Annotated in this window: 16 protein-coding genes; 12 read left to right on the top strand and 4 right to left on the bottom strand. The window is 44.3% G+C overall.

Translation table 11 applies throughout. From position 1 onward, the window contains the following. Window positions 1-82: 82 nt before the first annotated feature. Both WA381_RS08370 and bcp read left to right on the top strand, forming a co-directional pair. Window positions 83-646 carry a glycine cleavage system protein R gene (locus WA381_RS08370; protein WP_014976680.1) on the top strand — a complete coding sequence of 188 codons (564 nt, stop codon included), beginning with the start codon at window positions 83-85 and terminating at the stop codon, window positions 644-646. After that, the gene (gene bcp / locus WA381_RS08365) at window positions 624-1,088 is read left to right on the top strand and encodes a thioredoxin-dependent thiol peroxidase (RefSeq protein ID WP_014949662.1); all 465 of its coding nucleotides are present in this window, start codon (window positions 624-626) and stop codon (window positions 1,086-1,088) included. Before WA381_RS08370 ends, bcp begins: the two co-directional genes overlap by 23 nt. A 160-nt stretch (window positions 1,089-1,248) precedes the next feature. On the opposite strand, the gene WA381_RS08360 is transcribed toward bcp, so the two are convergent. Continuing rightward, window positions 1,249-2,322 carry an AI-2E family transporter gene (locus WA381_RS08360; RefSeq protein ID WP_014949663.1) on the bottom strand — a complete coding sequence of 358 codons (1,074 nt, stop codon included), beginning with the start codon at window positions 2,320-2,322 and terminating at the stop codon, window positions 1,249-1,251. A 344-nt stretch (window positions 2,323-2,666) separates the two neighbouring features. On the opposite strand from WA381_RS08360, the gene WA381_RS08355 reads away from it, so the two are divergent. Continuing rightward, window positions 2,667-4,130 (top strand): M48 family metalloprotease, encoded by a 1,464-nt coding sequence (locus WA381_RS08355; protein WP_014949664.1) that lies wholly within the window; start codon window positions 2,667-2,669, stop codon window positions 4,128-4,130. Between the two features lie 17 nt (window positions 4,131-4,147). On the opposite strand, the gene WA381_RS08350 is transcribed toward WA381_RS08355, so the two are convergent. Beyond that, window positions 4,148-4,660 carry a TlpA family protein disulfide reductase gene (locus tag WA381_RS08350; protein ID WP_039234605.1) on the bottom strand — a complete coding sequence of 171 codons (513 nt, stop codon included), beginning with the start codon at window positions 4,658-4,660 and terminating at the stop codon, window positions 4,148-4,150. Window positions 4,661-4,878: 218 nt separating this feature from the next. Between WA381_RS08350 and arsC the strand changes: the two genes are divergently transcribed. From arsC to WA381_RS08330, 4 genes are all read left to right on the top strand, one after another. Then, window positions 4,879-5,232 (top strand): arsenate reductase (glutaredoxin), encoded by a 354-nt coding sequence (gene arsC / locus WA381_RS08345; RefSeq protein WP_061485948.1) that lies wholly within the window; start codon window positions 4,879-4,881, stop codon window positions 5,230-5,232. Further along, a complete protein-coding gene (gene wrbA / locus WA381_RS08340) occupies window positions 5,232-5,822 on the top strand; it encodes an NAD(P)H:quinone oxidoreductase (protein WP_061485949.1) in 591 nt (196 codons plus the stop codon). The genes arsC and wrbA overlap by 1 nt, the downstream gene beginning before the upstream one ends. A 76-nt stretch (window positions 5,823-5,898) precedes the next feature. Next, window positions 5,899-6,321, top strand: coding sequence for a DUF2069 domain-containing protein (locus WA381_RS08335; protein ID WP_039220793.1), 423 nt, complete (start codon window positions 5,899-5,901; stop codon window positions 6,319-6,321). A gap of 43 nt (window positions 6,322-6,364) precedes the next feature. Continuing rightward, window positions 6,365-8,332, top strand: a complete 1,968-nt coding sequence (locus tag WA381_RS08330; RefSeq protein WP_061485950.1) for a hypothetical protein — start codon at window positions 6,365-6,367, stop codon at window positions 8,330-8,332. Window positions 8,333-8,436: 104 nt separating this feature from the next. Here WA381_RS08330 and hda read toward each other — a convergent pair whose 3' ends face one another. Both hda and WA381_RS08320 read right to left on the bottom strand, forming a co-directional pair. Then, window positions 8,437-9,174, bottom strand: a complete 738-nt coding sequence (gene hda, locus WA381_RS08325; RefSeq protein ID WP_156086477.1) for a DnaA regulatory inactivator Hda — start codon at window positions 9,172-9,174, stop codon at window positions 8,437-8,439. A 6-nt stretch (window positions 9,175-9,180) separates the two neighbouring features. Further along, window positions 9,181-10,632 (bottom strand): DUF2066 domain-containing protein, encoded by a 1,452-nt coding sequence (locus tag WA381_RS08320; RefSeq protein WP_156086478.1) that lies wholly within the window; start codon window positions 10,630-10,632, stop codon window positions 9,181-9,183. Between the two features lie 304 nt (window positions 10,633-10,936). Between WA381_RS08320 and purM the strand changes: the two genes are divergently transcribed. The 5 genes from purM (at window position 10,937) to WA381_RS08295 (ending at window position 16,890) form a co-directional block, all read left to right on the top strand. After that, window positions 10,937-11,977, top strand: coding sequence for a phosphoribosylformylglycinamidine cyclo-ligase (gene purM / locus WA381_RS08315; RefSeq protein WP_014976688.1), 1,041 nt, complete (start codon window positions 10,937-10,939; stop codon window positions 11,975-11,977). After that, on the top strand, window positions 11,974-12,624 hold the full coding sequence (gene purN / locus WA381_RS08310) for a phosphoribosylglycinamide formyltransferase (protein WP_014976689.1): 651 nt from the start codon (window positions 11,974-11,976) through the stop codon (window positions 12,622-12,624). Before purM ends, purN begins: the two co-directional genes overlap by 4 nt. Then, window positions 12,584-13,345, top strand: coding sequence for a DUF3108 domain-containing protein (locus WA381_RS08305; RefSeq protein ID WP_231506486.1), 762 nt, complete (start codon window positions 12,584-12,586; stop codon window positions 13,343-13,345). Before purN ends, WA381_RS08305 begins: the two co-directional genes overlap by 41 nt. A gap of 385 nt (window positions 13,346-13,730) precedes the next feature. Continuing rightward, window positions 13,731-16,193: an acyl-CoA dehydrogenase FadE gene (gene fadE, locus WA381_RS08300; RefSeq protein WP_014976690.1), complete on the top strand. Its 2,463-nt coding sequence runs from the start codon at window positions 13,731-13,733 to the stop codon at window positions 16,191-16,193. Next, on the top strand, window positions 16,177-16,890 hold the full coding sequence (locus WA381_RS08295; protein WP_014976691.1) for a CAP domain-containing protein: 714 nt from the start codon (window positions 16,177-16,179) through the stop codon (window positions 16,888-16,890). Before fadE ends, WA381_RS08295 begins: the two co-directional genes overlap by 17 nt. Window positions 16,891-16,914 lie beyond the last annotated feature (24 nt).

Genomic DNA, 16,914 nt, shown 5'->3' with positions numbered 1-16,914 from the left:
ATTCAAAGGCAAGAAAAAGGCGCTGACTTATAAAAAAACTCTGTGCTAACATCCCGACATTATTAACATTGAAGTGAAGTAGATGTCGAAACACCAACTTATCGTCACCATCTTGGGGACAGACAAAAGTGGCATTTTAAGCGAAATTGCAACGACGGTATCAGAAGCTCAGTGCAATATTCTAGATAGCAGGCAAGCCATTTACGGCAAAGAGTTCTCGTTGACCATGATCATAGAAGGAACGCAAAGCGCTATCACAAAAGCTGAATGTATTTTACCTTCGCTATTTCAGCGTCTTGACCTGCTTTCTATGATGAAGCGCACTAGCCATCACGAAAAGCAAAACCTTGCCCATCTTTTTAATGTCGAGTTTAGTGGCGAAGATGCAGCTGGCTTGATTAAAGCGGTGACCGGCTTTTTTGCCGAGCGTCATGCAATGATAAGTGCATTTAGACAACGCACATTTAAAGACAAGACATCGGGTAAAGACAACATGCGCTGCAAATTTGTTGTTTCTCTTCCCTCTAATGAAAATGTAGACGCACTAGAATCTGATCTAATGTCCCTGTTCACTTCGTTAAATGTGACAGGCAAAGTTGTAGACAAACAAAAAAAGGATCCCAATGAAAACGTTACAAGCTGGTGATAAAGCCCCACAATTCTCATTGCAGAACCAAAATGATGAAACCGTATCTTTAGCTGATTTCGCAGGTAAAAAAGTACTGGTTTATTTTTACCCTAAAGCGATGACGCCTGGTTGCACAGTACAAGCCCAGGGCTTACGCGACGTAAACGAAGAACTAACGGCGAAAAATGTGGTTGTGCTAGGAATTAGCCCAGATGCAGTTAAACGCCTGCCTAAATTCATCGAAAAAGAAAACCTAAACTTTACGTTGCTTTCTGATGAAGACCACGCCGTTGCCGACGCTTTTGGTGTGTGGGGACCTAAAAAGTTTATGGGTAAAGAGTATGATGGCATTCATCGCCAAACATTCCTCGTGGATGAAAACGGTGTTATTGAGCACGTTTTCAACAAGTTCAAAACAAAAGAACACCACACCGTAGTACTTGATTATCTAAACAGCTAAACCGGTATAGAATTTAAAAAGCCCCGATAACATTATGTTTTCGGGGCTTTTTTATACTTACTCAATTCGTATCAGTGTTTACCTATAACGCCTATTTGAATCAGTACTCATTTTGAATCTCGTACTGGATGGCGCTGACTGGTTCGCCAAATGGGAATAACTACTTTGCCTCTTCGGGTACAATAACGGGGTTACTAGACCACGCTGTAATTACCGCCTTCACGAGGGTAGCGAGAGGAATAGCGAAAAATACCCCCCAGAAACCCCAAAGACCTCCAAACACTAATACTGCAACGATTATATAAAGCGGATGCAAGCTAACCGCCTCCGAGAATAGCAGCGGTACCAACAAGTTACCGTCTAACGCCTGAATAATGCCGTACGCTATCATTAAATACCAAAATTCTGGTGAAATACCCCACTGAAACATAGCGACAACGGCCACGGGTATAGTAACCACTGCTGCACCGATGTACGGAATAAGTACTGAAAATCCCACCAATACGCCAAGCAAAATAGCATAACGTAAGTCCATCAATACAAACGTTACGCAGCTCACCGCGCCCACAATTATAATCTCGATCACTTTGCCGCGAATATAGTTGGCAATTTGAGAGTTCATTTCGTGACCAACTTGCGTAATTAAGCGTCGCTCCTTAGGCAGCAAGCGAGATATGCTGTCTAAAAAGAAAAGCTTATCTTTTAGCATGAAAAACACCATAAGCGGTACGAGGATCACGTAAACGAGCAACGCAGCTAAGTTGGCGATATTACTAAACGAAGCAGAAATAAGGGTTTCGCCCACCTCAACCAATTTGTCATTTAAACCTTCCATCATTTGATGGATTTGATATACCTGAACGTAATCTGGATATTTGTCCGGAAGCGTTAATATCCATTCTTGCGCTTTCTGCCATATTAGCGGCGTTTCTTGAATCAAGTTAACGCTTTGCTTTGATATAATTGGAACAAGGCCAATTAAGGTTAATATGGTTATAGTGATAAAGCCGAGCATTACAACGACGCAGGCGAGCGTTCTACTTACGCCGACATTTACCAAGCGACAGACTGGCCAATCGAGTAAATACGCAATCACTGCTGCAACCAACACAGGCATAATTAGCCCGCCCCACAATAGCAACACTGCCGTGGTCAAAAGGATCAAGATAAGCAACATTGCTGCATCAGGATCAGAAAATTTGCGTCGGTACCAACGACCAAAAACGCTAATCATATAAACGCCTAGAAATTACTAAGAATAGGACACGCATCATAGTTGATAGCGCTAGCACTTAGCAATAAGTAGCACTTAAGAATCTTTCAAAATCAAACTGGTATGATGTTTTTACAGTATAAGCATTAGTGTGTAGAGTGGTTGTTACAACAGTAAAAGAATAAACTGGATGCGTTTGTGTCGCATTGGTATAACTGACGTGTCATAAACGAGATGGCATAGGCGATATTGCCTTGTGTCTTCGAAAATGATGCATATAAGAAAAAAATAAAATTTGAAACTGTTTAGCAACTTAGCGCTCTAAGGATTAAGCAGTATTAACCGTATACAATGATTGTAGGTTCATGAGAAAAAAGTTTTCAGCATCTTTGGTTGCCCTTTCCTTCGTGCTCACATCGAGCCTAACGGCTGTTGCACAAGATGCCAATTACAGCAATAAAAATGCGTTACCTGAAATAGGTGTTGTTGCGTCAGACGCCATATCGCTTGATAAGGAGATGATCGTAGGCGATGCCGTAATGCGGCAAATGCGCGGTCAAAGTCCTGTAATCTCAGATCCGGTGCTGGATGAATATTTACAGGATGTTGGCAACCGATTGGTTGTCCATGCTGACAACGCCAAATTTCCTTTTGAATTTTTCTGGGTAAATAATGATGCCATTAACGCGTTTGCGTTTTTTGGCGGTCACATTGGTGTTCACACAGGTTTAATGCGTCGTGCTGAAAATGAAAGTGAACTGGCTTCGGTGCTAGCGCACGAAATTTCTCACGTGACTCAACGCCACATAGCACGACGTATGCAGGCGCAGCAGCGCTCATCTCCCCTTGCCTTGGCGTCACTTATCGGCGGGGTGCTAATTGCTATGGCCAACCCAGAAGCGGGTATTGCGGCCATGCAGGCGGGAACCGCAGCCTCTGCACAATTGCAAATCGACTATACCCGTTCAAATGAACAAGAAGCCGATAGAATTGGTATCGCAATGCTTGCTCGTGCGGGCTTCGATCCGAGTGCGGCTGCTTCATTCTTTTCTACCATGGCGGAAGAGTACCGCATGGTTTCTCGTCCACCCGCAAGGCTGCTCACTCACCCTTTAACCGAAACCCGTATTGCTGATGCGAGAAATCGCGCTGGTGACTATCCTAGACGCTACTTACCCATTAACAAGCAATTCGAGTTGGCTAAAGCACGTATAAAGGCACGCTACTCGTTTAAAGCTGATTACGCTGTAGAATATTTCGAAGCGGCCGTGGCTCAAGACGTACAGCGCAGTAAAGAAGCGTCATTATATGGTTTAGCGCTTGCTTATATGCGCGCCGAAAAAATCGAAAAAGCCAAAGACATTATGGATGAGTTAATAGCAAAAGATAGAGGAAACCTCTTTTATCTCGACGCTATGACAGATATCTATATTTCGCAAGGTGAGCCTTTAAAAGCCGTTGAAATGCTAAGACCCCACGTTACGCATAACCCTAGAAATCAAGTATTGGCACTAAACCAGGCCAATGCTTACATAAGCGCAAACAAATATGAAGAAGCGGTGTCTCTACTTAAGGATTTCCTGCTGGTTAAAAAAGATTATCAATTGGCACATCAGTTGATGAGTGAGGCGTATCAAAAGTCGAAACGTTTCTCGCAAATGCATCAGAGCAAAGCGGAAGTATATGCATTGTATGGTGCTTATAACCGCGCGGTTGACGAACTTCAATATGCGTATAATTTCGCAGGCGATGATCACCTTGAAAAACAAAGAATCAGAGCGAGAATAAAACAATTTCGCGACCAAGAAGAGCGTTTACAACGACTCTAGACCATCGCACTTCCCTGCTATTCGTCAGCGCCTTTCAATTCAGCTAGGCGCTGACGCAGATGCGCTGCCGTAATTTCTCCCATTATCGTATCCTTTATTTTCCCATCAGGTCCAAGAATAAACGTTGCTGGTAAATAAGGGGGTTTTTGCATGGGCAGTTTAGTGTCTGGCGAACTTATAATAACAGGCAAATCAATATCAAACTTCTCAGCCATGGCTTTGAGTTCAGGCTTCGTTTTAAGGTCGTAGTTAATAGCAAAAAGACGGGTATCGTCAGGTAGCGAATGATTAAATGTGACGAGCTCAGGCATTTCTCGTAGACATGGTGCACACCATGGCGCAAAGTAATTTACCACAACCCACTTCCCCTCAAGATCTTGCCAAAGGTAAGCAGTTCCATCTAATGTTTCAAAGTCATGTTGAAGACGCTGATACGTATATGCACCGGCAAACGCAACAAGCGCTAACAGCACTAGAAAGAGTATAGGCTTTATTTTTCCTGCATTGCTTTTTGGCTGTGACAACAACATATAACCTTCTAATTTTGACTATTTTTTCATAGTGCCAGATTCTTACTTCGCGCACTAACATAAATTCAACCACGCTTTTTAAACACCGTTTTCCAGAAACGATGCTGTAAATAAAGAATAGTACGAATTTATTACCCGTTATCGGTAAACTGCTTGATATTCTATGGCAAAAACGCAATAGTTCGCGCCAATCCATATAATCATGAACAAGAGTATTTATGACAGACATTACCATTATTCACAATCCTCGCTGTTCAAAGAGCAGACAAACCCTAGCATTACTTGAAGAGCAAGGTATAGCGCCTGTTATTGTTGAGTACCTAAAGCAGCCTCTAGACGCAAAAGAACTGAAAGAGATATTTAAAAAACTTAACCTTGGATCGGTTAGAGATATGATGCGTACTAAAGAAGCAGAATATAAAGATGCTAACTTAGGTGACAGCGCACTGTCTGACAATGCGCTTTTTGAAGCTATGGCTCACACGCCCAAGTTGATAGAGCGTCCAATTGTTATTAGCGGCGAGAAAGCCAGAATTGGTCGTCCACCCGAATCTGTTTTGGAAATTGTATAGTGCAACCTGTTCTCGTACTTTATTACAGCCGCAACGGCAGCACAAAGCGATTAGCTGATGCCATCGCCCAAGGTGTATCGTCATTAGGTGCTCCTGTGATAGTACGTACAGTCAAGAGTATCAGCGATGCAGCTAATGACGCGGCATCTAGTGCTGTACCCGAGGTTTCCCTTCAGGAACTCGAACAGTGCAGTGCCCTGGCGTTAGGTAGTCCTACGCGTTTCGGCAATATGGCAGCGCCAGTAAAACACTTTTTGGATTCTACAAGCAGTCAATGGTTAAAAGGCGCGTTGATTGACAAGCCTGCGTGTGTATTTACATCTTCTTCTTCCATGCACGGCGGCCAGGAATCCACATTACTTTCCATGATGGTTCCGCTTATCCATCACGGCATGGTGATTTGCGGGCTACCTTACAGTGAGCCTGCGCTACACAACACCACAATGGGTGGCAGCCCTTACGGTGTAACACACGTCGCTCATCACAGTTTGAGTGCACCAGAGCAATTGAGTGCAGATGAAAAAGCGCTATGCATTGCTCAGGGTAAGCGACTTGCAATGTTCGCTAAAAAACTAGCTGACAACGCCTAACAGTTACGTTATTTGGCGCATAAAACGTAGACCTTATAAAGAACATTAAAAAACAAATTGTTTCGGAGACATTACCATGGCACCAGATACGCGTTTTTATCGCTATCTCGCACTTATAAGCCACACCGGGTTAATCGTATGGATAACACTGTGGCAATTTACATTTACTAAAGAGCATACTTACTCTCCTTTGTTTATTGCCTTGTTTTATATTTTACCTTTATTGTTACCTTACTGGGGTATATTAAAAGGCAAGCCATATACTCACGCATGGGCCAATTTTGTCGTTTTGTTTTACCTTATTCACGGATGCACTGTGGCATACGCTGTACCTGATGAACGTTGGTATGCAGTGGTAGAGATTATTCTATGCACGGGTATGTTTGTCGGCTGTAGTGCGTTTGCTAGAAAACGTGGTCGTGAATTGGGTTTGGGCCTTAAAAAGCTTAAAGAAGAGATGCAAGAAGAAAAAGCACGCTTTGAGCAAGGTCAACAATGATCATGTAATACACAGCGAAAACACATGCTGCCAAGGGGTTAATATGACACGCCATTTGCCTGAATTTACATTAGTAATCGCATCGTTATCGTTACTTGCAGCATGTGGAGGTTCTGGTTCAGGCGATAGTTCAGCCCCAAGCACTCCTTCCATTCCTCCAACCATTAGCATTTCAGGTCCTACAAACGCCGTTGTAGGCGATGCGGTCGACTTTGCTGTCGCCTCGCCTACTGGCCACGCTATTGTAGACATCAATTGGCAAGTCTCAGGCATATCACAGCAGCCTCTCAGTGCTCACACGCAGGCTATAGGCTTTGATGTTACCTCTTCAAGTAGCTTCGATATCGCCGTAAACGTTAGCTTAGAAAATGGCACAACGCTTACAGACAGCATCACGTTACAAACGAACGAAAGTACCGCGCCGCTTGCCGCATTACGATTGGGTCATGAGGCATCCGAAGGCGGCAGAGTTTCTCTTCGCGTTGACACAGTTAACACGCAAGCGTTAACAATCTCAAATATCACGTGGCAACAAACGTCTGGACCAATCGTCAATAACTTCAACTTTGATGAAGGCGATTATTCTCATTCGATATATTTTCAAGCGCCTCGAGTCAGCAACGACACAATCATTGAAATAGAAAGTACCGTTACACTCTCAAATGGCGAGGTGTTAACCGATAGCGCGCAAGTTCTAGTGAAAAACATCGACATTAACAATAGCGGCTTTTTTGTAGATGACGAGACAAGTATTCCCGAAACGGTAAGCGCGCATATGCAGCCCTATAGAGCCGACAGCCCTTACGCGTCGGCACTTGTTGATTGTGTTTATAATAATCAGGTTTCAAACAGCTGTACGTTCTCTCAGCTACCACTGATTGGCCAAGTCACCGAAAGCCCCACTATCGATGATATTTTAGATAGAACATACGTCTCGCATCCGTGGATGGGCGATGCATTTAGAACGTATTTAGAAACTTCAGCAACCCGTGATGACATGCTTAAGTTACTACGCGCAACTAACGCGATTGTGATTTCTTACGATATCCGCCCGTCATTTTATTGGGTTGCCACTGGTGCCATTTACTTAGATGCCAACAACTTTTGGCGCACACCGCAAGAGCGAGACACGCTAAATACTCGCCCAGATTATAGAAGTGGTTTTGGTAGTGAGCTCGATTTTACGACGTCATGGCGCTACGTGAAAAACGGGGCCTATTATTTCCCTAATATCAGCACAGCGAACGTAGCAGATAGACTTCCACGTGACGTGAGCGACGTAGAAGCAGCATTAAGCTATTTGCTATACCACGAGCTAGCTCACGCCAATGACTTTTTCGACTACACCGAATGGCAACAACTCAGCAATAGCGCGAGCCCACTGTCGTCTTATGATGACAGCTCTCCCATTTCTACGGGGCTAACAACTTCATTGCCTCTTACGTCGTCACAACTCCATGCTTTGGCCGAAATTCGATACGGCGGCGCAACCGCTTCAAGCGCGCAGCGAAATTATACCGCGCTACAAGTGGCAAATTGGTTTGAGGATGATGGTGCGGTTGCTTTCTATTCTTACTTTACGGAACGAGAAGATCTCGCCATGTTATTCGAGCGCTTCATGATGCTTTACCGGCTTGAGGCAGAAGCGGATGTAGGCGTATTTACAAGAGAGACAATGGAAGACGGCAGTTTCATTCCCACTTGGGCTCAGAGAAACCGTGTTAATGATGATAACGTTACTATGCGCGTAGATTACGTATTAAGTAGAATTTTACCCGAACTCGATGTACCTGCTATTCAAGCGTCACTTCCAAGCCCTTATCTGCTTCCGAACGATATTACCTGGCGGGACTCTGCGTCTAGTACAAATCCAAACGTACAGTCTGCGAGCGATAAGTTAATGCTACAGCTCGACGGAAACAATTCGGTTACTTCCGATGGAACTCTAATGACGGTAGCAGAAGAATTTAGCACCACATCAAGCGCTCATAGTTTAAGAAAAGAACAATAAACGGCAACACAGCAGCGCTTTGACTAATTTAGGTTAAGCTCGCGCTTTGGCTAACTTAAGTTAAGCTCGCGCTTAGACTAACTTAGGTTAAGCTCGCGCTTTGGCTAATTTAGGTTAAGCTCGCGCTTAACCATGGCCACGGATAAGCGTTTTTGTTCTTGGAGTGAGCGTGTGTCTAAACGGGCTAATAGTGACATGAGGCTTTTTAGGTCTCGTTCACTATGGTGCAAAAGAAACTGTAGTGCTTGGTTTGATAGCTTTAATCCACGTTCCGCTGCACGTAAGCGCACGGCTTCTTCACGACCATTGTCATCCAGTTGGTTTACGTGATAAATAACCCCCCACGCCAAGCGAGAACGCAAGTCAGGTAAAACAAAAGCCGGGTTAGATGGGCCTAGGTGACTAGAACAAAGTACCATGGTTTGCTTAGTCTCAATCACTCGGTTTAACAAATCGAACAACGCTTCTTCCCAACGTAAATCGCCCGCTATCGCGTGAATGTTGTCAAATGCGATTAACGAAAGATTCTCAAGGCCTTCAAAAATATCGAGCGACCACGCTTCATAATTATTAAGATTTAAATAAAGGTGACTAACCGATTTTTCGGCTAGTTGATGACAAGTGGCAAACAATAAGTGGCTTTTGCCGATAGCGGTACTGCCTAGTAAAGTAAGCAAAGGCAGCTGAAGCGATGCTAAAGGCCCCAATTCAGGAGCCTCGCGCCAGTGTGGCAGCGCATCTGCAATCTGCTCAAGGACTGAAACTACTTCTTCGTTACCCGTATTGACAAAACTATCGAAGTTTTCGTCAACAGGTAGCGTGACAGGCAATGGCAGCTGCATGCTAAATTAATTGCTCCAATAGAAACTGTGTCCTTTCACGGATTGTCCGTACGAATCGGTTACGGGACGTAATTTGCTTTCTAGTTTAATACTGTTAAGTAAATCGTCCACCGTTCCAATTAATGTAAGTGAGTACGTGGCAACAGAACCAGATTGCTCTACTAGTGTAGCGTTTTCAATCACACTTAAACTATTTAAATAGTCAGTAGCGCTGGCGTAACTTTTTACCGAGCCAATATTGGCAATCGATACTTTGATAACTTCTCGCTCAGACGCTTCGATTCCTACGATTGCATAAAGCGACGATAAATAATTTGAGTAGGCATCGATTAACTGATTGCCAAGAGCTTCGGGCGAATCACCGTATATGCTGCCATAGCTAACCTTACCGCCACCAACGAACACCCAGTCTAGTGCATAGTCACCTTCATCGGCACGCTTCGCATAGTTGGCAAACTCGTTCATGGTGAACGGCATCGTTGTGCTCTCTTCCTGCGCCAGCTCCTTCGCCGAGGTTCCGTCAGCATTATTCGAGTTTTGGTTTGTTTCGTCATAACCGTCGTTTAACTGAGCATCAACACCGTTATTCATCGCACCGGACTCAACGTTATCTGAAAAAGTGCGCTGTGCGTCCGTATTATCTACACGCGGATTTCGCTCATCGAAACTTTGTTCATCAGTTTGTGCTCTAAACTGTGCTTCTTCATCTAGCACGCTATCAAGAGACTCTACTGTTCCAGAAGGCACAACGTTTTCCGGCAAATCAGGAATTGCACTCGCGTCGTTACGATAAACTCTGGCACCAATAATGTTGTCGACGCTATAGCGTGTAGATGCTTTGCGCAAAGGCTCAACAAATCGTCCCCACACATCATAAGTAGAAATATTTACATTGTCGGTAAGGTCCATTAAAGGCAAGCTTAATGGAACGCCTCGTTCTTTCGCTGTTTGTTTGAGCGTATGTTGTAATTCTGTATTGAGAGATTCGTCTAAGATGATGCGAGTTTCGTTTTCGTCTTCCTGCGCAAGCCACACTATCGTTTCAGGGCGTCTATCACCCCAGAGCGGAAGCATTTCACGCTGAAGAAGTTCATTGAGTTTTGCTTGATCGAACTCCGCAACGTAATACGTTCTACCTTTGTCAAAAGCAAATCGATAGGAACGAAGCAGCGATTGAGGCGACGATAAGGCTGCTCTAACACCGGCATTATCGAGCACGCTTGTGCTGCCCGACATCTTCACAAAAACCTGCCTTAATGCTTTTTTAAGCGCGTTTTGTTGGGTACGCTGAGTTTGATCTTCAACTTGAATCTGCGCTTCGTTGACCACAACGCGTTGAGCCGCATTTATAAAGGGGGCGTAAGTCAGCGCAGCAAGAAATGAAATGCCCAGAATGCCTTTCAAGCTAACTCTCGTTAAATTAGTTCCATTGGTGTTACGCTTTACTGCCGTTAACATTGACACTCCATACTCTCTTAAAATCAATTCCTTACCTATCGAATCGTCAGTTAATCTCGTTTACCTATATACGGTAAACTTGGACTAACCTGCGCGCAATTCACTCTACTTTTTAGAGCGAGACATTTTATCAAGCAAGATGTTCACCAAAAGATAGCCTTCTATTGTCTTTTATATTGGGTTTAATTTCACCCCTAAAATAAAAAAGATTAAAAAGCGCATAAAATAGCCTTCACAAATTGGACTTGTGACGACTTGCTGGTAGAATCCGCGGTTTTCTACCTCTTAGTTTCAGGGCCCAACCGTGAGCGAAAATAAAACCTCTTTAAGTTACAAAGATGCAGGCGTAGATATCGATGCAGGTAATCAACTTGTTGAACGCATTAAATCTGTTACCAAGAAAACCCATAGACCAGAAGTAAAAGGTAATCTGGGTGGTTTTGGTGCACTTTGTGAACTGCCTACTAAATATAAAAAGCCGCTACTTGTTTCAGGTACTGACGGCGTGGGTACAAAACTAAGAGTTGCTATGGATGCTAACCGTCATGACGGTGTTGGTATCGACTTAGTAGCAATGTGCGTAAACGACCTTATTGTTCAAGGTGCTGAGCCCCTATTCTTTCTAGATTACTACGCAACTGGCAAGCTTGACGTTGATGTAGCCGCGTCGGTTGTTACCGGCATCGGCGCCGGCTGTGAGCAAGCAGGTTGTGCTTTAATTGGTGGTGAAACAGCCGAAATGCCTGGAATGTATCACGATGGTGACTACGATATTGCAGGCTTCTGCGTAGGCGTGGTTGAAGCTGATAAGGTTATTGACGGCACTAACGTTAAACCAGGTCAAAAACTAATTGCACTTGGTTCATCGGGCCCTCACTCAAACGGTTACTCATTAGTTAGAAAGATTATTGAAGTTAGTGGTGCAGATGTAAACGCCGACCTAAACGGCAAGCCTATCATCGACCAACTTCTCGAGCCTACTCGCATCTATGTTAAATCGGTATTGGCATTGCTTGAAGAAGTACAAGTAAGCGCTATTTCTCACATCACGGGCGGTGGTTTTTGGGAGAACATCCCTCGCGTGCTACCTGAAGATGCGAAAGTGGTTATTGATGAAAGCACCTGGGAATGGCCTGCAATCTTCTCTTGGTTACAAGAAAACGGTAACGTGACTCGCCACGAAATGTACCGCACGTTTAACTGTGGTGTTGGCCTTGTAATTGTTGTTGACGAAAGCGATACCGATGCTGCACTGAATATTCTTAAACAACACGGTGAAAATGCTTGGGTTATTGGTGATATCGCAGCAAAAGATGGCGAAGAGCAAGTAGAGATCAACGCGTGAGTAACAGTGTAACCAAACTATGCGTACTTATTTCAGGTAATGGCAGCAATTTACAAGCCATTATCGATGAAATAAAAGCAGGCCGTCTGAATGCGGAAATCAGCGGCGTGATCAGTAATCGCCCTACTGCTTATGGTCTGGAACGTGCTAAAGAAGCCGGGATCAATGCGGTTTGCTTAGATCATACAGGCTTCGATTCACGAGAGTCTTATGACGGGGCGCTCAAAGCACAAATTGAGGCTTTTGGCGCAGACTGTGTTGTTCTTGCGGGCTTTATGCGTATCTTAACATCGGAGTTCGTCGACAGCTTTGCTGGAAAATTAGTGAACATTCATCCATCTTTGTTGCCGAAGTACAAAGGTTTGAATACGCATCAGCGAGCTATCGACAATGGAGACAAGGAGCACGGCGTTAGCGTGCACTTTGTTACACCGGAGCTCGACGGCGGCCCTGTTATCATTCAAAGCCGCGTACCTGTGTTTGAAGACGACACAGCAAGCGACCTAGCCGAGCGTGTTCAAGAACAAGAACGTCGTATCTATCCGCTTGTACTATCTTGGTTTAGTGCAGGCCGATTATCGATGCGAAACAATAAGGCAGTTTTAGATGAGCAAGAATTACCAGAATCTGGTTATGCAAGCGACTAAGCCTTTTGCTTTAGGCGCACTGTTAGCAGCATCGCTTTCAGTAGCCGCGCAAGCAAACCCTAGTACAGAAAATACTGATAGTGCAGAGCTACCGCTTCAGCCCTACAAGGCAACCTATACCGCTTACAAATGGGGTGACGACGTAGGCGAAGCGAATATTGAGCTCTCGAAATTAGGTGATCAACAGTATTCTCTAATTTACACGTCAAAAGTGTCTAAGTTTTTCTTGTCTGACAAACGCAGTGAACATTCTATTTTTACTGTTAATGATAATACCGTCGTACCCTCTGAGTACTACTATAATCGTTCTGGCACAGGGCCTGATAAAGAGCTTAAGGTAACGTTTAGTCATCAGGGACAAGGCAAAATTGCAGTCGAGAATGGCGAAACATTTGATTGGAACGGTGAATTTGATAACCAAATTTATCGTATTGACCTTGCAAAGCAGTTAGCGGAAGGTAAGACATCGCTAGAATACCACTTCGTGAATTATCGTGGCGAACTTCGTCACTACGGCGTTCAAGTGGTGGATGAAGAGGTATTGTCTTTACCTTTCGGTAAAATTGAAACTGTAAAAGTTAAGCTTATTCGCGACTCAAATAAGCGTGAGACGTTTGCCTGGTTTGCGCCATCACTTAACTACACGTTAGTTCGTCTGCAACAGTTCAAAGAAGGCGATGAACAGGGCGATATCAAACTGAAATCGTTTGAGACGCAGTAAAGCGTAAAGATAAACCGTTTTTGTCTCAACAACTTTTTCACAATTGTTGAATAAAGCACGTTATGAACTAGCATTCAGACGTGCTTTTTTATTTACACTGTTGCTGTCTCATCCTCACGTAACCTCTTCTCGTTTCGCAACACAATTCACATTCTAAATCAGTATTTATAAGCAACGACTATACTTATAGAGCGGATAACGCACTACCCTATTATTTATGTCGTTGTTAATAGAATATTCATGTAAAAATCTTGATCTTTGCCCTATTAAATAATAGGTTTACAGCATGCTGGTCTGACCTCGATCTGTGACTGCTTTTCATAAAGCAACTCACTATGCTCGAGTTAAGACTAGCGTAACGTTTAACGCCTTTCAGGAGTGAAGTATGGCAGATTTTATATGGTTTTTACTGGTTGTTCTGACACTAGCGGTAGCTAGTTATCAGCGAACCAGCTTGGTAACAGCGGTTGCCATGGGCGCAGGTGTTATGATTTTAGGCACCCTTTTCGGTGACATCGGCCTGCTTGGTTGGGTAGTGTTCCTTGCTTTAACACTGCCGTTCACGCTTGCAAATATCAGACAGCAGCACATCTCTAAGAAGCTGCTAGCCTTCTACCGCAAAGTTATGCCTGAAATGTCGAGCACTGAGCAAGAAGCTATCGACGCAGGTACGGTATGGTGGGACGGTGATATTTTCAGCGGCAAGCCAGACTGGGATAAATTACACCGCATTCCGAAAGGTCGACTCACTGCTGAAGAGCAAGCATTCTTAGACGGTCCTTGTGACAAAGTGTGCTCAATGGTCGATGAATGGCAAATAAACCATAAAGATGCTGATCTTTCACCTGAAATTTGGCAGTTCCTTAAGGAACACAAATTTTTCGCTATGATCATCAAGAAAGAGTATGGCGGTCTAGAGTTTTCGGCATATGCCCAGTCTCGCGTTCTTCAAAAACTTGCAGGCGTAAGCGCGGTGCTATCAAGCACAGTCGGTGTACCAAACTCATTGGGCCCGGGCGAATTACTTCAGCACTATGGTACAAAAGAGCAACAAGATCATTATCTTCCCCGTCTTGCTGCCGGTGAAGAAATCCCTTGTTTTGCATTAACCGGCCCAGAAGCTGGCTCTGATGCAGGTGCGATCCCTGATGTTGGCGTTGTATGTAAAGGCGAGTGGAATGGCGAAGAAGTGTTGGGTATGCGCCTAACGTTTAACAAACGATACATCACCCTTGCGCCTGTTGCTACGGTTATTGGTCTTGCCTTTAAACTTCAAGATCCTGAAGGTCTTCTAGGTGATAACAAAGAGCCGGGCATAACATGTGCCCTTATTCCTCGCGACACTAAAGGTTTAGAGATTGGTCGCCGTCACTTCCCACTCAATACGCCATTCCAAAATGGCCCTATTAAGGGTGAAGATATTTTCGTTCCAATCGATTACATCATTGGTGGTCCGAAAATGGCAGGTCGCGGCTGGCGCATGCTGGTTGAATGTTTGTCGGTAGGTCGCTGTATTACCCTTCCTTCATCTGCTGCTGGTGGTGCTAAATCAGTATCTCTTGCAACGGGTGCATATGCACGTATTCGTCGCCAGTTCCGTATGCCTGTAGGTCATATGGAAGGAGTTGAAGAAATGCTTGCGCGCATTGGTGGTAATGCATATTTGATGGATGGCGTAACACGCTTCTCAACGGTGGGTGTAGACCTTGGTGAGAAACCTTCTGTTATCTCGGCTATCTGTAAGTACCACTTAACCGAGAAGATGCGTCAAATCATTAATGATTCGATGGATGTTCACGGCGGTAAAGGCGTTATGCTTGGGCCAAACAATTACCTTGGTCGCGGCTATCAAGGTGTACCAGTATCAATTACGGTTGAAGGCGCAAACATTCTAACCCGTAACATGATGATCTTTGGTCAAGGTGCAATGCGTTGTCACCCTTACGTGCTTAAGGAAATAGAAGCTGCGTCTATCGAAGACAAGAAAGAAGCGTTGAAAGCGTTTGATAAAGCGGTATTCGGTCATATTGGCTTTGCGGTAGCTAATACTGTTCGCAGTATTTGGTTCTCGTTAACCAATGGCGCATTCAGCAGCGCACCGTTCACTGACGAAACGGCGCGTTACTACAAGCTACTTCAAGGCTACAGTGCAAACTTAGCACTACTAACCGATGTCTCTATGGGTGTGCTTGGTGGTGATCTTAAGCGTCGCGAGCGTTTATCAGCGCGTTTAGGTGACATCCTAAGTGGCCTTTACATGGGTAGTACAACGCTTAAACGCTTCGACGAAGAAGGTCGTCTAAAAGAAGATTTACCGCTTTTACATTGGGCAATGCAAACTACATTGCACGATATCGAGACAGCAATTGATGACTTCTTGGCTAACTTCCCTAACCGCGCAATCGCTGCAGCGCTTCGCGTTATGGTGATTCCGTTTGGCCGACGTATTGGTAAGCCTTCAGACAAGACAGAACATGCTATTGCACAAATGCTTCAAACGCCTTCAACTGCACGTAGCCGTTTAGGTTATGGTCAGTACCTCACCCGTGAGGAAGGAAGCTTGTTTGGCGATCTTGAGCAAACTCTTGATGATGTACTAGCAAGTGAGCCTATCTTCGAACGTATTTGTAAGCACAAAAAAGCTAAACTACCGTTTACCCGTTTAGATGTGCTTGCTGACGAAGCGCTAGCAGAAGGAATTATTAACGAAGAAGAAGCGAATCTACTTCGTAAGACTGAAGCTGGAAGACTTCGCACTATCAACGTCGATGATTTCGACCACGAAGAATTAGTAGCGAAGGTTAATTCCAACACCACTGCTAAGAAACGAGGTGGCAAAGCTGCTTAATTTCATACCCAAACAAAAGGGCCGCTCTCGCGGCCTTTTTCGTCAACGATGCATTCTATTTACATCACTCACCTACGTATTTTCTAGCCTTTGCTTGGCCGATCAAACAACCTGCGGAAATACCGAACAGGCGAGAGAACTCTCTTTATTAATTGCTAACGACAAAGGTCAACAACGTTCGGTACTAAAATGTAATCCTACGCTTGTTATGCTGGCTGAAACAAAAGCCAAAGACATGGCTGAGAGAGGCTTGGTGTCTCACTTTTTGGGCGGCAGTCCGAACACTCGCATTCGCAATGCTGGTTTAACGTTACCAGAATATTATGGCGATGCGATGAGCAATCAAGTGGAGGCCCTTGCTGGTGGTTATATAACAGCTGATGACGTGTGGTACGCACTTAAAACATCGACTTCACACCGTCAACACTTGTTAGCAGAGTTACCTTTTTATCAAGAACAAGATCAAATAGGTATTGCCTTTTACAAAGATTACTCAACGCCTCATGTTGAATACTGGGCTATATACTTGACCAAACTGATTGACACAGAAACGTCTAACAATGACTTAAAGGATGACACAACAACTACGCTTCTAATAAAGCGTCAAAAGAAGTTTGACCATGTCCCTGATAAAGGTCTTGGGATCGTCACGGAAAGTGGTGAAATTATTTTACAGCCAAAAAAACCGGATGATTAATCCGGTTTTTTATTAGTACTAGAT

This window comes from Alteromonas sp. CH_MED4-4, assembly GCF_037029575.1.
Taxonomy (GTDB): domain Bacteria; phylum Pseudomonadota; class Gammaproteobacteria; order Enterobacterales; family Alteromonadaceae; genus Alteromonas; species Alteromonas macleodii.
This window is presented reverse-complemented; position numbering and strand designations above follow the sequence as displayed.

Excerpts from the sequence above, each read along its gene's own strand:
- arsC (WP_061485948.1), top strand. The coding sequence starts at position 4,879 with ATGACAGACATTACCATTATTCACAATCCTCGCTGTTCAAAGAGCAGA.
- hda (WP_156086477.1), bottom strand. The coding sequence starts at position 9,174 with ATGCAGCTGCCATTGCCTGTCACGCTACCTGTTGACGAAAACTTCGAT.
- fadE (WP_014976690.1), top strand. The coding sequence starts at position 13,731 with ATGGCAGATTTTATATGGTTTTTACTGGTTGTTCTGACACTAGCGGTA.
- WA381_RS08370 (WP_014976680.1), top strand. The coding sequence starts at position 83 with ATGTCGAAACACCAACTTATCGTCACCATCTTGGGGACAGACAAAAGT.
- WA381_RS08360 (WP_014949663.1), bottom strand. The coding sequence starts at position 2,322 with ATGATTAGCGTTTTTGGTCGTTGGTACCGACGCAAATTTTCTGATCCT.
- bcp (WP_014949662.1), top strand. The coding sequence starts at position 624 with ATGAAAACGTTACAAGCTGGTGATAAAGCCCCACAATTCTCATTGCAG.
- WA381_RS08335 (WP_039220793.1), top strand. The coding sequence starts at position 5,899 with ATGGCACCAGATACGCGTTTTTATCGCTATCTCGCACTTATAAGCCAC.
- WA381_RS08355 (WP_014949664.1), top strand. The coding sequence starts at position 2,667 with ATGAGAAAAAAGTTTTCAGCATCTTTGGTTGCCCTTTCCTTCGTGCTC.
- WA381_RS08305 (WP_231506486.1), top strand. The coding sequence starts at position 12,584 with ATGAGCAAGAATTACCAGAATCTGGTTATGCAAGCGACTAAGCCTTTT.
- WA381_RS08320 (WP_156086478.1), bottom strand. The coding sequence starts at position 10,632 with ATGTTAACGGCAGTAAAGCGTAACACCAATGGAACTAATTTAACGAGA.
- WA381_RS08330 (WP_061485950.1), top strand. The coding sequence starts at position 6,365 with ATGACACGCCATTTGCCTGAATTTACATTAGTAATCGCATCGTTATCG.
- WA381_RS08350 (WP_039234605.1), bottom strand. The coding sequence starts at position 4,660 with ATGTTGTTGTCACAGCCAAAAAGCAATGCAGGAAAAATAAAGCCTATA.